This is a genomic window from Advenella sp., assembly GCF_052108595.1.
Lineage (GTDB): Bacteria > Pseudomonadota > Gammaproteobacteria > Burkholderiales > Burkholderiaceae_B > Advenella.
The window spans coordinates 1-13361 of record NZ_JBQEAU010000122.1; the positions used below are offsets into that span (position 1 = coordinate 1).

Annotated in this window: 16 protein-coding genes; 6 read left to right on the top strand and 10 right to left on the bottom strand. The window is 56.9% G+C overall.

All coding sequences use genetic code 11. From position 1 onward, the window contains the following. Window positions 1-110: 110 nt before the first annotated feature. Both kynB and radC read right to left on the bottom strand, forming a co-directional pair. Window positions 111-743, bottom strand: a complete 633-nt coding sequence (gene kynB, locus ACTIKR_RS17640; protein ID WP_442328535.1) for an arylformamidase — start codon at window positions 741-743, stop codon at window positions 111-113. A 91-nt stretch (window positions 744-834) separates the two neighbouring features. After that, window positions 835-1560 (bottom strand): RadC family protein, encoded by a 726-nt coding sequence (gene radC, locus ACTIKR_RS17645; protein WP_442328536.1) that lies wholly within the window; start codon window positions 1558-1560, stop codon window positions 835-837. 69 nt (window positions 1561-1629) lie between these two features. On the opposite strand from radC, the gene ACTIKR_RS17650 reads away from it, so the two are divergent. From ACTIKR_RS17650 to maiA, 3 genes are read left to right on the top strand one after another with little or no spacing between them, the layout of a single operon-like run. Then, window positions 1630-2085 (top strand): FKBP-type peptidyl-prolyl cis-trans isomerase, encoded by a 456-nt coding sequence (locus tag ACTIKR_RS17650; protein WP_442328547.1) that lies wholly within the window; start codon window positions 1630-1632, stop codon window positions 2083-2085. After that, window positions 2085-3038: a 4-hydroxy-3-methylbut-2-enyl diphosphate reductase gene (ispH, locus tag ACTIKR_RS17655; protein ID WP_442328537.1), complete on the top strand. Its 954-nt coding sequence runs from the start codon at window positions 2085-2087 to the stop codon at window positions 3036-3038. Before ACTIKR_RS17650 ends, ispH begins: the two co-directional genes overlap by 1 nt. A gap of 5 nt (window positions 3039-3043) precedes the next feature. Further along, complete coding sequence (gene maiA, locus ACTIKR_RS17660) at window positions 3044-3688, top strand: maleylacetoacetate isomerase (RefSeq protein WP_442328548.1); 645 nt, start codon at window positions 3044-3046, stop codon at window positions 3686-3688. Here the strand turns inward: maiA and ACTIKR_RS17665 are convergent. The 6 genes from ACTIKR_RS17665 to ACTIKR_RS17690 all read right to left on the bottom strand — a co-directional run bounded on the left by ACTIKR_RS17665 (window position 3670) and on the right by ACTIKR_RS17690 (window position 7923). Then, on the bottom strand, window positions 3670-4281 hold the full coding sequence (locus ACTIKR_RS17665) for a Maf family protein (protein WP_442328538.1): 612 nt from the start codon (window positions 4279-4281) through the stop codon (window positions 3670-3672). The genes maiA and ACTIKR_RS17665 overlap by 19 nt on opposite strands. 91 nt (window positions 4282-4372) lie before the next feature. Next, entirely contained in the window at window positions 4373-4843 is a 471-nt protein-coding gene (rlmH, locus tag ACTIKR_RS17670) for a 23S rRNA (pseudouridine(1915)-N(3))-methyltransferase RlmH (protein ID WP_442328539.1), read from the bottom strand. 8 nt (window positions 4844-4851) lie between these two features. Beyond that, window positions 4852-5259 (bottom strand): ribosome silencing factor, encoded by a 408-nt coding sequence (rsfS, locus tag ACTIKR_RS17675; protein WP_193087081.1) that lies wholly within the window; start codon window positions 5257-5259, stop codon window positions 4852-4854. A gap of 50 nt (window positions 5260-5309) precedes the next feature. After that, window positions 5310-5897, bottom strand: a complete 588-nt coding sequence (nadD, locus tag ACTIKR_RS17680) for a nicotinate-nucleotide adenylyltransferase (RefSeq protein WP_442328540.1) — start codon at window positions 5895-5897, stop codon at window positions 5310-5312. Continuing rightward, window positions 5894-7177 carry a phosphoribosylamine--glycine ligase gene (purD, locus tag ACTIKR_RS17685; protein WP_442328541.1) on the bottom strand — a complete coding sequence of 428 codons (1284 nt, stop codon included), beginning with the start codon at window positions 7175-7177 and terminating at the stop codon, window positions 5894-5896. The genes nadD and purD overlap by 4 nt, the downstream gene beginning before the upstream one ends. A gap of 8 nt (window positions 7178-7185) precedes the next feature. Then, window positions 7186-7923 carry a YebC/PmpR family DNA-binding transcriptional regulator gene (locus tag ACTIKR_RS17690; protein WP_442328542.1) on the bottom strand — a complete coding sequence of 246 codons (738 nt, stop codon included), beginning with the start codon at window positions 7921-7923 and terminating at the stop codon, window positions 7186-7188. 251 nt (window positions 7924-8174) lie between these two features. Here ACTIKR_RS17690 and ACTIKR_RS17695 point away from each other — a divergent pair, with 251 nt between their 5' ends. Continuing rightward, the gene (locus tag ACTIKR_RS17695) at window positions 8175-9668 is read left to right on the top strand and encodes a helicase HerA-like domain-containing protein (protein ID WP_442328543.1); all 1494 of its coding nucleotides are present in this window, start codon (window positions 8175-8177) and stop codon (window positions 9666-9668) included. A 290-nt stretch (window positions 9669-9958) separates the two neighbouring features. On the opposite strand, the gene ACTIKR_RS17700 is transcribed toward ACTIKR_RS17695, so the two are convergent. Then, window positions 9959-10573 carry a MarR family winged helix-turn-helix transcriptional regulator gene (locus ACTIKR_RS17700; RefSeq protein WP_442328544.1) on the bottom strand — a complete coding sequence of 205 codons (615 nt, stop codon included), beginning with the start codon at window positions 10571-10573 and terminating at the stop codon, window positions 9959-9961. 145 nt (window positions 10574-10718) lie between these two features. On the opposite strand from ACTIKR_RS17700, the gene ACTIKR_RS17705 reads away from it, so the two are divergent. After that, the gene (locus ACTIKR_RS17705) at window positions 10719-11699 is read left to right on the top strand and encodes a quinone oxidoreductase family protein (RefSeq protein WP_193087075.1); all 981 of its coding nucleotides are present in this window, start codon (window positions 10719-10721) and stop codon (window positions 11697-11699) included. 60 nt (window positions 11700-11759) lie between these two features. Here ACTIKR_RS17705 and ACTIKR_RS17710 read toward each other — a convergent pair whose 3' ends face one another. Further along, the gene (locus tag ACTIKR_RS17710) at window positions 11760-12707 is read right to left on the bottom strand and encodes a LysR substrate-binding domain-containing protein (RefSeq protein WP_442328545.1); all 948 of its coding nucleotides are present in this window, start codon (window positions 12705-12707) and stop codon (window positions 11760-11762) included. 106 nt (window positions 12708-12813) lie between these two features. Here ACTIKR_RS17710 and ACTIKR_RS17715 point away from each other — a divergent pair. After that, window positions 12814-13361 (top strand): aldo/keto reductase (locus ACTIKR_RS17715; RefSeq protein WP_442328546.1); only part of this gene is annotated, 548 nt, incomplete at its 3' end.

Here is a 13361-nt window from a genome sequence, read left to right on the forward strand (position 1 = left end):
ATGGATAGGGTTATGCCCGTGGCAACGGTGTCGTGGCCTCGTTAGCCGGTAAAAGGTATTGCGACAGTCGGCAATCGGATTCATTACATGTGTAATTGTGATGCTTGCAATTATAGCGATCGCAATACCGCTCTGACCGGGCTGGCGTCGGCGCTGGTCCATTTGAGCGGCAGTGCGATCAGTTCATAGTCGCCCACGGGCACGTGGTCCAGCACCAGATTTTCCAGTACGCGCATGTCGTATTGGCGTATGCGCTGATGGCTCTCGAGCGATTTGCTAGCGGCCGGATCAATGCTGGGTGTGTCGATGCCAATCAGAACAATGCCATGCTGATGTAGTATATCCAGCGTTTCAGGGGCAAAGCTGGCAAAGGTTTCCGACCAGTCGCTGGTGCGCGCCCGCTGGCAACTGCGCACCAGCAGCCGAGGCGGACACCTCGCCATGGCACCTGCAATATCGTTCGGATAGATCAGGCCGTCGTCGCGCAAGATATGCAGGACGCGGCATGGACCGATAAAGGGCGTGAGCGACAAATGACCTGCGGCACGGCCATCGGTATCGTAATGCAGGGGTGCGTCGGCATGGGTGCCTACATGCGGGCTAAGCGTAACCTCACTGACATTGACTGGGCATTCGGCGGACAGGGTCCAGCTCCATTTCTGGGTGTAGGGCGTGTCGCCCGGAAATACGGGGGACTGCGCATCCACGGCTGCGGAAATATCCCATATTTGTTTATTACTCATGATGTGGGCCTGCAGGGTCAACTGAGAAGGGCAATGTGCTGAAACAACCAGAACGCGCTGGACTGATACGCAGTATAGCAGTTGTCATTGCTTACAGCTTGCCCAGTTCGGCCAGCGATATGGCCGTTGCTCCAGCCACGATGATATGGTCAACCAGACGGATTTCCAGCAGCGCCAGGCCGCGTCGCAATTGCTGGGTAAGCTGGATATCGGCCAGGCTGGGCTGCGCCAGTCCCGACGGATGATTGTGCGCCAGAATCACGCCCCAGGCATTGTGGCGCAGCGCGGTAGCGGCAATTTCGCGGGGATAAACGGCAGTTTGGTTCAGTGTGCCGCGCGAGGCTTCTTCGTGGTGAATCAACTGATGGCGCGTATTGACCAGCAGCAATAGGCATTTTTCCACTACTTCATGCGATAGCAGGCTGATGCAAAAATCGCGTACCACTGCCGGACGGTTCAGTTCCGTATGAAATTGCAAGGTGTCCTGCATATGGCGCCGGGCAAACTCGACTGCGGCCAGAAACGAGCAGATTTTGGCGTCGCCCAGGCCTTTTATTTTTCTCAGGGATTGATAGTTACTCAGCAACAGATTACGCGGGCCGCCAGCCTGATCCAGCACATATTGGGAAAATTGCATGATATTCATTTGGGTCGAGCCGGTACGCAGCAAAATGGCCAGCAACTCGGCATTGGATAGCGCGGCAGCGCCCCGGGCCAGTAATTTTTCCCGTGGTCGCAGTTCGCCTTCAGGCATTGCTGCCGCACAGTGAGCGGTGTCCTTGGCAGAATCAGGGTAAATGGCGGTGTACGTGTTCATTGTCAGTTAAAATAAGGTTTTACAGAAAACGCACTACGGTGACAGATTTTGACCGCGAATTCCCAGTCCATGCATCCAATTGTCCATGCCCAATCCTACCTGACCCTGCACTATCGCATTACGCTGATGTCTGGGCCGGGTGCCGGTTCGGCTTTTATTGACACCTTTACCGGCAAGCCAGGCACGCTGCAATTGAGCACCGGGCAATGGTCTCCTTCCATGGAAGCGCCACTGATCGGCCATGCTGAAGGTGAATCATTCAGTTACGAACTGCCTGCGCAGCAGGCTTACGGAGAGCGCAATCCGGAACTGTTGCAGCGGGTTAGCCGCCAGATGCTGGATCGCGACGCCGGCCCCGATGCGCAATTTGAACCTGGCGATATGGTCGAGTTTACGGCACCTAACGGCGGGCGTTATTCCGGTATTTTCCGCGAGTGGGATAACGACACTGCGCGCTTTGATTTCAATCATCCACTGGCAGGCGTCGATTTGCGTATCGACGTCAAATTGCTCGGAGTTCTGTAATGGCTCAAAACAGCGAAGTCATTCTGGCCGAACCACGTGGCTTTTGCGCGGGGGTTGACCGCGCCATCGATATTGTGGAGCGTGCGCTGGAGTTGCACGGCGCTCCAATCTATGTGCGTCATGAAATCGTCCATAACAAATTTGTGGTTGAAAGCTTGCGCAACAAGGGCGCGATTTTTATTGATGAACTGGATCAGGCGCCGGCAGGCGCCATCGTGGTGTTTTCCGCTCACGGCGTCTCGCGCGCGGTACGCGCAGAAGCGCAATTGCGTGACCTGCGTATTTTCGACGCAACCTGTCCGCTGGTGACCAAGGTACACATCGAAGTGGCAAAAATGCACGCCGCGGGCCTTGAGATTGTCATGATCGGCCACAAGGGTCACCCCGAAGTGGAGGGTACGCTTGGGCAGGCGGTCGGACGCATGCATCTGGTGGAAACCCCGGAAGACGTCGCAGCATTGCAGGTCGACAATCCTGAAAACACGGCGTTTGTTACCCAGACGACGCTCTCTATAGATGACGCAAGGCGGGTGGCCGATGCGCTCAGAGCAAAATTCCCGGGCATTGTCGAGCCCAAGAAAAGCGATATCTGCTACGCAACCCAAAACCGCCAGGATGCGGTCAAGGTTCTCGCGCCAGATTGCGATGTGTTTTTCGTAGTGGGCAGCATCAACAGTTCCAACTCGAACCGGTTGCGTGAAGTAGCAGAACGGCTCGATTGCCAGGCTTATCTGATCGACAATGCCCTGGCTATTCGGCCCGAATGGGTGCAAGGCGCCAGGAAAATAGGCATTACCGCCGGCGCGTCTGCTCCCGAAGTGCTGGTTCAAGAGGTTGTTGAGCGGTTGAAGGAGTTGGGTGCCATTTCGGTTCGCAGAATGGATGGAATAGAAGAGAACGTGACGTTCCCCTTGCCAAAGGAACTGTCGCGCAAACAACAGGCAGGGAGATAATGCAGATGAAGCTATACGGGTATTTCAGAAGTTCGGCAGCCTATCGGGTCAGAATTGCGCTGAACGTCAAGCAGCTGGGATACGAGTCAGTGCCTGTGCACCTTATTCGTGATGGTGGTCAGCAACTGGCGCAGACTTACCGCGAGCTCAATCCAACTACCCTGGTGCCCACCTTTATCGACCAGAATGTGAGTATTGGGCAATCCATTGCCATCATGGAATATCTTGAAGAGGCTTATCCGCAGGTGCCCATTCTTCCTGCAACGCAGGCGGGCAGGGCGCGCGTGCGTTCACTGGCGCAGTTTATTGCATGTGACATTCATCCCCTGAATAACCTGCGGGTGCTCAAGTACCTCAAGCGCGAGCTGGGTGTATCCGAAGAGGTGAAAAACGAGTGGTATCTGCACTGGATCCGCCAGGGGTTTGATTCACTGGAAAAAATACTGGCGTCTTCAACCGATACGGGTGTTTACTGTCATGGCGATACGCCCACCATGGCTGATTTCTGCCTGGTGCCGCAGGTGGCCAATGCCCGCCGTTTCAATCTGGACCTGAATCCGTATCCTACGATTGTTCGCATCGATGCCGCCTGCAACAAGGAAGAGGCGTTCATCAATGCGGCGCCGGACAATCAGTCCGACGCTGAATAGGCACGCCCCAGCAGCCGGCAGGTTTCAAATAGCGGCAGTCCCATGACGCCGCTATAGCTGCCGCTGATCGATTCCACAAAGGCGGAGGCCAGGCCCTGTATGCCATAGGCGCCGGCCTTGCCGATGCCCTCGCCCGAGCGCACATACCAGTCTATCTCGTTCGTGGTAAGGGTCTTTATTATCACACTTGTAATGGATACGTCTTCGTACAGGCGCTCGCGCCAGGCCAGTACGATGGCGGTATGCACCTGGTGCGTCTGCCCGGACAGGGCCGACAGCGCATCCCGCACGTCATTGTCTGTGCAGGCTTTTCCCAAAAGCTGCGGACCCATCATCACGGTTGTATCGGCCGTCAAAATGGGGCGGGGCGGCAGGCCGCTGGCGTGCAGGTGCGCCACGGCGCGCTCGGCCTTTTCTCTGGCGGTGCGTTTCACATAGCTGGCAGGATGTTCGCCGGGCAATAATGGCTCGTCCTCGCCTGGCGGCGCAGGCACCTGCAGAACGTCATGCGCGATGCCCATTTGTGTGAGCAATTGGTGGCGACGCGGGCTGGCCGACGCCAGGAAAATGGGTTGTGTTTGCACCTGCGCCATCAAAAGGGATCCTGCCGGGACAGACGGAGAGGCAGATACGGTGTTGTTCAAAGCAGTCATGATCGAAGACGGTGTGCCAGCACCAGCGCGTTCAGGCACGATGATAGGGATGGTTGGTCAGAATGGCCCATGCGCGATACAGCTGTTCGGCCAGCACAATGCGCACCATGGGGTGCGGTAATGTCAGCGACGACAGGCGGATGAGGCTGGCGCAACGCTTTTTGAGGCCTGCATCCAGTCCGTCCGGGCCGCCGATCAGAAAGGTGATGTCCTGGCTGTTGCCGCGCCAACCCTCCAGTTGCCGCGACAGGTCCATGGTGGTCAGATCTCGACCATGTTCATCCAGTGCAATGACCAGGCTGTCGGCAGCGAGTGCGGCCTGAATGCGACGGCTTTCTGCCTCCATCATTTGAGATGGCGTTTTTCCGGACGTCCTGGGTTCAGGCTTGATTTCCCGCAGCTCAATCGTGCAATCGGCAGGCATCCGTTTGGCATAGTCTTTCCATGCGGTAGTGACCCAATCGGGCATTCTGTTGCCGACAGCAATGACAATGAGCTTCATAGGACGTTTTATTCTTCCATGTTGTCGTCTTCATCGTCGGCAAAACCCTGCATGGCATGGCCCTTGGATTGCTCCAGCAACCGGACGCGAACCGGCTTGTCGCCCCACACCGCTTCCAGATTGTAGTATTGGCGAATGGTCGGTTGCATGCAATGGATGACAATGTCGCCGATGTCGACCAGTACCCATTCGCCGGACTCCTGCCCTTCGAGTGCGATAATGGGTATTTTGTGCGCTCGGGCTGCATTGACAACGCTGCTTGCCAGGGCACGAGTCTGGCGGTTGGAAGTACCGCTGGCGATAACGACCCGGTCAAACAGACTGGTCAGATGGCTGGTGTTGAACACCCGGATATCCTGGGCTTTGACGTCCTCCAGCGCATTGATGACCAGACGTTGCAATTTTTGTATATTCATAGGTAATAAGGTTTTCCGGTTTTCGGGGTAAGGGGCAGCAAGACAATCTGCTATCGGTAAAGTCCGTGAGTATTAATGTAATCCAGAACGGGCGCGGGAACAAACGCCGAGGCATCCTGCCCCTGCTGGATGCGTGAGCGGATCTCGGTGGAGGACACATCCATGGCCTTGAAGGGAAGGGTAATCAGGCCCTTGCCATCGCGTCGCAACAGGGCGTCCAGCTCCTGCGGGATATGCAAGGGGTGGCCGGTGCGCCAGGCCACGGTCAGCGTGACGTAGTCTGTAATTTCCTGCCAGTTCTGCCAGGTGCAGAAATTGTTGAGCTGGTCGGTGCCCAATAACCAGTAGTATTTCGCATCGCGCGGCAGGTTGCGCAGCGTATCGATGGTGTAGGTTGCCCCTTCCCGATTGATTTCGATATCGTTGATCGCAATGCCGGGTTCATCAGCAATCGCCAGCGCCAGCATTTCCAGGCGCTGGGTGCCGCTGATCCGTAGCGGCTGCTTCTGCCAGGGGTTGCCGGCAGGAATCAGCTGCACCTCGTCCAGATTGAGCGCGCGCAATGCTGTCCTGGCCATGGCCAGGTGGGCCAGATGTACCGGATTGAAGCTGCCGCCCAGGAGTCCGACTTTTTTCATGCCGGCTTCAGGGCGCGCCAGCCGATATCCTTGCGGTACTGGCTGCCGTCAAAGCGGATCTGCTCAAGGGCCGCATAGGCAATGTCGCGGGCAGCCGCAGGCGTCTCGCCCAGTGCCGTCACGCATAACACCCGACCGCCCGAGGTTTGTAGCACACCGTCTTGCAGGCGGGTGCCAGCATGAAAGGTAACGCAGTCGGCACTGGCGCCGGCGATGTTGGTGATGGCATCGCCCGTACGGGGTGTGCCTGGATAATTGTGCGATGCCATGACCACGCCCAGAGCTGTGCGCGGATCCCAGTCAATCTGTGCCTGGTCCAGCGTGCCGGCAATGGCGTGCTCCACGACCTCGGAGAAGTCGTTACGGATGCGCAACATGATGGGCTGGGTTTCCGGGTCGCCCATGCGGCAGTTAAACTCCAGCACCTTGATGGGGCGGGTCGTGTCCGGGCCGTCGCCAATCATCACGCCGGCATACAGAAAGCCGGTATATTCAATCCCGTCGCTGGCCATGCCGTTGATGGTCGGCCAGATCACTTCGTTCATGATGCGCTGGTGCAGCACCTCGCTGACAATCGGAGCGGGCGAGTAGGCGCCCATGCCGCCGGTGTTCGGACCCTTGTCGCCGTCAAGCTGACGCTTGTGGTCCTGGCTGCTGGCCATAGGCAGCACGTGCTTGCCGTCGCACATAACGATAAAACTGGCTTCTTCGCCTTCCAGGCAGGCTTCGATCACCACGCGAGCACCGGCGCTGCCCAAAGAGCCGTCGCCCAGCATGCTGTCGATGGCGGCATGCGCTTCGTCTTCAGTTTGCGCGACCACCACGCCTTTGCCTGCGGCCAGCCCATCGGCCTTGACCACAATGGGCGCGCCTTGCTCACGCACATACTGATGCGCGGCTTGCGGATCGGTAAAGGTCGCATAGGCGGCCGTGGGAATGCGATGCCGCAGCATGAAGGCTTTGGCAAAGTCCTTGGAACTTTCCAGTTGCGCGGCAGCCTGGGTGGGGCCGAAAACGGCCAGACCCTTGCTGCGAAACAGATCTACTGCACCGGCGGCCAGCGGTGCTTCGGGGCCGACCACGGTCAGTGCGATCTGTTCGTCCAGTGCAAATTGCGCCAGTTGCTGCAGATCGGAGATGGGCAGGTTGGTCAGGGCCGGGTCGGTGGCGGTGCCACCATTGCCCGGAGCAACAAATACAGTTGAAATACGTGGCGACTGCGCAAGACGCCAGGCGATGGCGTGTTCGCGTCCACCGTTACCAATAACAAGTGCCTTCATGGGGTATCTTATCCTTCTTCCGTTTCATTGAAGACAGCGGTGGTGTACACCTCCTGCACGTCATCCAGGCTTTCGAGCTGATCAAGAATTTTCTGCATTTTTTTTGCGTCCTCGCCGGTCAGTTCCGTTTCGTTCAGCGGTTTCATGATGACGCCTTCCATTTCCGGTTTCAGGGCGGCCTTTTCAAAAGCGGCGCGCACATCGGAAAAGAGCGGGGGTTCGCACAGCACTTCGATCAGCCCTTCTTCATCGGTCACGACATCTTCGGCGCCAGCTTCCAGCGCCACTTCAATGATCTGATCTTCGGAATAGTCGGGACTGAAAATAAACTGGCCACAATGCTTGAACATGAACGCCACTGAACCGTCCTGGCCCAGATTGCCGCCATGCTTGGTGAGCGCATGGCGCACATCCGACACCGTGCGGGTGCGGTTATCTGTCATGCAGTCTATGATGACCGCAGCGCCGCTGATTCCATAGCCTTCATAACGTATGGATTCGTAGCTGTCGCCATCGGCCCCGCCAGCCCCGCGTGTAATGGCGCGCTGGATGTTGTCTTTTGGCATATTGGCAGCGGTGGCTTTATCCCAGGCCAGGCGCAAGGCCGGGTTGGTATCCGGATCGGGGCCGCCGGCACGCGCGGCGACCGTGACCTCACGAATGATTTTTGTCCAGATTTTTCCACGCTTGGCATCCTGGCGACCTTTGCGGTGCTGGATATTTGCCCATTTACTATGACCTGCCATGGTTTGATTAACTCTTGAAGTAGCAAAATAAAGAATTTTACCCTGAACAGTCATAAACTTTTATAGAATACGGCTTGTTTACGTCGTTTTACCGACATTCGGGCAGGATTGCTGCCTAAGGGCAGTGTCGTGTCGCGTTCAGGCTTCATCGTACACGCTTGATCGCGCAGCAGGCACCGGTATAGTGCATCGGGTGCTGAACCGGGCTTGGAAAGCGTCATCAGCACGTCAATTGATACAAAGGGAAACTCATGGCAGATCCGGTACTCATCGCAAAAAGTGGTCAGGCAGATGTCGTCATCCTGCCACAAATGGCCAATCGTCACGGTTGTATTACGGGGGCGACCGGCACCGGCAAAACGGTCACGCTTCAGGTGCTGGCCCAGTCGTTTTCCCGCTTGGGAACGCCGGTATTCATGGCAGACGTCAAGGGTGACCTTACCGGGATCTCCCAGGCCGGTGCGGACAGCCCCAAATTGCAGGAGCGCCTGCAGAAATACGGCCTGCCAACGCCGCAATGGGGGGCTGCGCCCACCGTCTTGTGGGATGTATTCGGCGAGCAGGGGCATCCGGTGCGGGCCACTATCTCAGACATGGGGCCACTGTTGCTGTCCCGCATGCTGAATCTGAACGATACCCAGGCAGGCGTGTTGAACCTGGTGTTCAAGGTGGCCGATGATGAAGGGCAGTTACTGCTCGATCTCAAGGACTTGCGGGCCATGCTGCAAAACGTGGCGGACCGCGCCAGCGAACTGCGGCAGAACTATGGCAACGTGTCAGCTGCTTCGGTGGGCGCCATCCAGCGCGCATTGCTTCAACTGGAGTCGCAGGGCGCCGATCATTTTTTCGGCGAACCCATGCTCGATATTCACGATCTGCTTCGTACCGATGCCGGCGGACAGGGTGTTGTCAATATTCTGGCGGCTGACAAGCTGATGCAGTCGCCCAAGCTGTATGCGGTATTTTTGTTGTGGTTGCTGGCCGAGATATACGAGGCGCTGCCGGAAATCGGCGACCCCGAGAAACCACGCCTGGTGTTTTTCTTTGACGAAGCCCATCTGCTGTTTTCCGATGCCCCCGAAGCGCTGTTGCAGAAAATCGAGCAGATTGTGCGGTTGGTGCGTTCCAAGGGCGTGGGCGTGTTTTTTGTGACCCAGAATCCGCTGGATATTCCGGATACGGTGCTGGGACAGTTAGGTAACCGTGTACAGCACGCGCTGCGCGCCTTTACGCCACGGGACCAGCGCGCGGTGAAAACGGCGGCCGAAACCATGCGTCCCAACCCGGATCTGGATATTACCCAGGCCATTGCACAACTGGGCGTTGGCGAAGCCCTGTTGTCCTTCCTGGATGCCAAGGGGAGCCCAGGGATTACGCAGCGCGGTTGGGTCTTGCCACCGGCCAGTCGTATCGGCCCTGCGACCGACGCGGAACGCCAGGCGTTACGCAGTCAGTCGCAATTCGGGGGCAAATACGATAAGCCGGTCGATCGGGAGTCTGCGTTCGAAGTGCTGGCCAAGCGAACGGAGGAGAAAAACACGGAACAGGCGTCAGCCAAACCGGCAGCAGGTGCAGAAGATGACGGGATCCTGGGCATGGTCAAGGACCTGATGATCGGCTCCACCGGCCCGCGCGGGGGTCGTCGCGATGGCGTGGTCCAGCAAGTGGCCAAAAGCTATGTGCGCGGCGCTGCACGGCGATTGATCCGCGGCGTGTTGGGGTCGCTGGTCGGTAAAAGACGGTAGGTCATAGGCGGCAGGGCACCGTCGGTCCTGTACGGCGCTTGATTTGGACGGGTTTGCACAGCGAGCCCATCTGAATGGGCGCTTGTTTGTCAGACATGGCGCTTGAATATGGCCAATTCTGGGTTTGATTAAAAGGGGCTTGATCAAGGGGCAACTATGGGCAGCCGGCCGCTCACACAGTGGTTTGCTGCGAGGGCTGTAGCGCGCTGAAGCGTGGGCGCGAGCATGCCGCGCGCCGATACCATCCGTGAGTCTGCCCCCCATTGCGTCTGCGGCCAGCCATGTGCGAATCAGGTCGCTGGCCGATTATTGTTACAGGACAGGACGCAGCCGTCATCATTCTCAAGTTCTTTGAGCAGCCGTTCGTAGGTCTCGGTGTTGCCATTTTGCTGCATTCGCTGCAAAAAACTGATCAGCAGCGTGGTTTCTTCGTTGGTAAAGCCCTTGAGGTGGGCATTGAGCGCACGCGAGACAGCAGGCATCAGCTTTTCGGTGACCGTGTGGCCTTTTTCCGTCAATTCCAGCTCCACGACACGGCGATCGTTTGTCGAGCGGTGGCGCTTGAGAAACCCTTTTTTCTCCAGGCGATCCAGGGTGCGGGTCATGGCTCCGGTATCGACCTCTGCGGTGCGCGCGACGCTGGCCGGGGTATTGGCTTTTTCCAGCCCGATAATGGCAATCGGGTGCCATTGCGACGCTGTCAGGCCCAGAGGTTCCATTTCAGCTTCAATCATTTGCGATATGGAATGAAAATTGAGCCGGATTAGATAGCCGATGTTCTTGAGCCCTCTATTGTTTGCAGCATTGGTGTAAAACGGGCCGCAAGCCTCGCTGATCGCATTGGATTCGAGTGCAGGATCCTGTTTGGCGGCTTCAGGAGAGATGGGGTGCTTGCCTTTGTTCATTTTAATTGCTGCCTAAGCAGATTTTGACTGTATCATAATAATTATTTTAACTGACTCCGTTGATTTAATACAGCGTATCGACTTAAATACACTAATCTGTTTCAACCATTGTGGCTAATAGAAAACTCAGGAGGGTAGGGTGGCAATGTCTTCAAGAAAAGTAGAGATCAGCGAACACGGCGATGTCGGTGTCATGAAAGTGATTACCGAAGAGGTAGGCGCGCCGGCGGATAATGAAGTGCAGATCGTACAAAAGGCGATTGGTCTCAATTTCATCGATATTTATTATCGAACAGGTCTTTATGCGCAGCCGCTGCCGCATGGGCTGGGCTTTGAAGCTGCCGGTATCGTCGAGACCGTTGGCAGTCGCGTCACGCATCTGAAAAAGGGCGATCGCGTCGCTTATGGGCAAAGTCCCATTGGTGCGTATGCCGAGCTGCGCAATGTGCCCGCCGCCAACGTGCTCAAAATTCCGGATTTTCTGTCGTTCGATGAAGCGGCGGCCGTAATGCTCAAGGGCCTGACCGTGCAATATTTGTTCCGGCAAACGTACCGGTTGCAGGGGCATGAAACGATTCTGTTTCATGCCGCGGCAGGGGGCGTCGGGCTGATTGCCTGCCAGTGGGCCCGAGCCCTGGGTGTAAAACTGATCGGTACGGTTTCCAGTCCCGAGAAATCGGATATTGCCCTGGCGCACGGCGCGTGGGCAACTATCGACTACAGCAAGGAAGACGTGGTCGAGCGCGTGCTGTCGCTGACCAATGGCAAGAAAGTGCCGGTTGTCTATGATGGCGTGGGCAAGGACACTTGGGAGCGCTCTCTGGACTGCCTGCAGCCGCGCGGCTTGATGGTCAGTTTCGGCAACGCATCCGGGGCTGTGACCGGCGTCAATCTGGGTATTTTGGCCAGCAAGGGTGCATTGTACGTGACCCGGCCCACCCTTGGTCCGCATGTAGACACTGCAGAAAAACTCAAGGCCGCTTCCGATGAGTTGTTTGATATGATCCGCAGCAAGAAAATCAAGGTGCAGATCGATCAGCGCTACAGTCTGGATGACGTGGGAGAAGCGCATCAGGCGTTGGCCTCACGTAAAACGACCGGCGCGACAGTGATCACGCTGGACTAAGTTGGGCCTGGCGGGGCAGGTTTTGGCAGCGGGCCTTGGTAACGAGACCGACTATCTCGCTTACTCGTCGCCCATCAGCGCCTGACGGGTTTCTTCGCTCTCCAGTTCGGTCAGCCACCAATGCAGGCCTTTGCCGACGGCGCGACCATGAGCAGGTTTGCGCCAGGCATAATTGCTTTGCACGACCCGCGGGCAGGCTGCCACTTTTTTGATAATCAGCTCACCGGTTTCCAGATAAGGCTTGGCGTGAGAATAGGGTAGAAAACCGCAGCCCAGGCCCATTCGATGGGCCAGCACCTTGGCATGCAGATTGGGTACGGTAAAGACTCTTTGCATCGCCTGCACACCATAGGAAATACGGCGCGCATATCTTGCCGAATCTGCGGCAGCCACAGACTGGTATTGGGCGATCAGTTGCTCTTCCAGTGGTTCAGGCGCAGTGGCCAGCGGATGTTGGGGCGACACGACAAACACAAATGAAATTATGCTAAGCGGCAGCGAATGAATGTCCGAGCTTTGCAAGGTACTGCTCACGCCAATGGCCAGATCCGAATGGCCGGCGATCAAGGTTTCCCAGGTGCCATCCAGTACTTCCTCGCGGATACGTAACTGCGTAGGCACATTGAGCGCGAAAAACTTTTCACACAGTTCGAACAGCACCTTGCGCGACACAATCGTGTCTGCACTGATGGTCAGCAGCGGTTCCCAGCCTGTGGCAATGCGCTTGACGCGGTGGGCAATCTGTTCCACCGAATTGAGCAACTGCCGTCCCTCGTTGATCAGTTCCGTGCCTGCGGGCGTTAGCGTGGCATGTCGGGACTTGCGATCAAACAGCAGGACGTCCAGCGCATCTTCAACCTGCCTGACGCGATAGGTCAGGGCGCTGGGCACCAGGTTCAATTCGCGAGCGGCTGCCGCAAAACTGCCTTTTTCCGCGATCAGCACCAGCATCTGGATGGTTTCCGGCGTCAGAACCTGATGGATTTCTCTGGTAGGGGGCGTATTCATGTTGCTTTCGCAGGAAGATAGATATTCTGATTATAAGTTCAAAATTTTTGCTACACCGAAGTCGCATTACAATCGGACAAGTTCTCTTAAATTGCGAAGGATAGTTATGCAGAAAGTAAAGCTGGGGAAAAGTGATCTGGAGGTGACCGATATTTGCCTGGGCACCATGACGTTCGGCGAACAGGTCAGCGAGTCTATTGCATTTGAAATATTGGATCTGGCCGTCGACCAGGGGATCAATTTTCTGGATACGGCCGAAATGTACGCTGTGCCGACCCGTGAGCAAACCTATGGTGCGACAGAGACAATCATCGGCAACTGGTTCAGTCGCCGTCCGCAAGTGCGCCAGTCAGTTGTGCTGGCCAGCAAGGTTGCCGGGCCGTCGCGCGGCATGCCGTGGGTGCGTGAAGGCGAAGGCCTGACAGCAGCCGATATCATCCGCTCCTGCGAAGGCAGTCTGAAACGCTTGCAGACCGATTACATCGACCTGTATCAGATTCACTGGCCGGCCCGGCCGGTACCCGCATTTGGCAATCGCTATTTCGACCCGGAGAAAACCAATCCTGACCAAAGCAGCATTGAAGAACAGTTGCGGGCCATGGACAGGCTGGTGCGAGAGGGGAAAATCCGCTATGTTGGCCTGTCCAATGAAAC

Coding starts and splice junctions, on each gene's coding strand:
- ACTIKR_RS17690 (WP_442328542.1), bottom strand. CDS start 7,923: ATGGCAGGTCATAGTAAATGGGCAAATATCCAGCACCGCAAAGGTCGC.
- ACTIKR_RS17650 (WP_442328547.1), top strand. CDS start 1,630: ATGCATCCAATTGTCCATGCCCAATCCTACCTGACCCTGCACTATCGC.
- nadD (WP_442328540.1), bottom strand. CDS start 5,897: ATGAAAAAAGTCGGACTCCTGGGCGGCAGCTTCAATCCGGTACATCTG.
- ispH (WP_442328537.1), top strand. CDS start 2,085: ATGGCTCAAAACAGCGAAGTCATTCTGGCCGAACCACGTGGCTTTTGC.
- rlmH (WP_442328539.1), bottom strand. CDS start 4,843: ATGAAGCTCATTGTCATTGCTGTCGGCAACAGAATGCCCGATTGGGTC.
- rsfS (WP_193087081.1), bottom strand. CDS start 5,259: ATGAATATACAAAAATTGCAACGTCTGGTCATCAATGCGCTGGAGGAC.
- ACTIKR_RS17665 (WP_442328538.1), bottom strand. CDS start 4,281: ATGGCGCAGGTGCAAACACAACCCATTTTCCTGGCGTCGGCCAGCCCG.
- kynB (WP_442328535.1), bottom strand. CDS start 743: ATGAGTAATAAACAAATATGGGATATTTCCGCAGCCGTGGATGCGCAG.
- ACTIKR_RS17705 (WP_193087075.1), top strand. CDS start 10,719: ATGTCTTCAAGAAAAGTAGAGATCAGCGAACACGGCGATGTCGGTGTC.
- radC (WP_442328536.1), bottom strand. CDS start 1,560: ATGAACACGTACACCGCCATTTACCCTGATTCTGCCAAGGACACCGCT.
- purD (WP_442328541.1), bottom strand. CDS start 7,177: ATGAAGGCACTTGTTATTGGTAACGGTGGACGCGAACACGCCATCGCC.
- ACTIKR_RS17695 (WP_442328543.1), top strand. CDS start 8,175: ATGGCAGATCCGGTACTCATCGCAAAAAGTGGTCAGGCAGATGTCGTC.
- ACTIKR_RS17700 (WP_442328544.1), bottom strand. CDS start 10,573: ATGAACAAAGGCAAGCACCCCATCTCTCCTGAAGCCGCCAAACAGGAT.
- maiA (WP_442328548.1), top strand. CDS start 3,044: ATGAAGCTATACGGGTATTTCAGAAGTTCGGCAGCCTATCGGGTCAGA.
- ACTIKR_RS17710 (WP_442328545.1), bottom strand. CDS start 12,707: ATGAATACGCCCCCTACCAGAGAAATCCATCAGGTTCTGACGCCGGAA.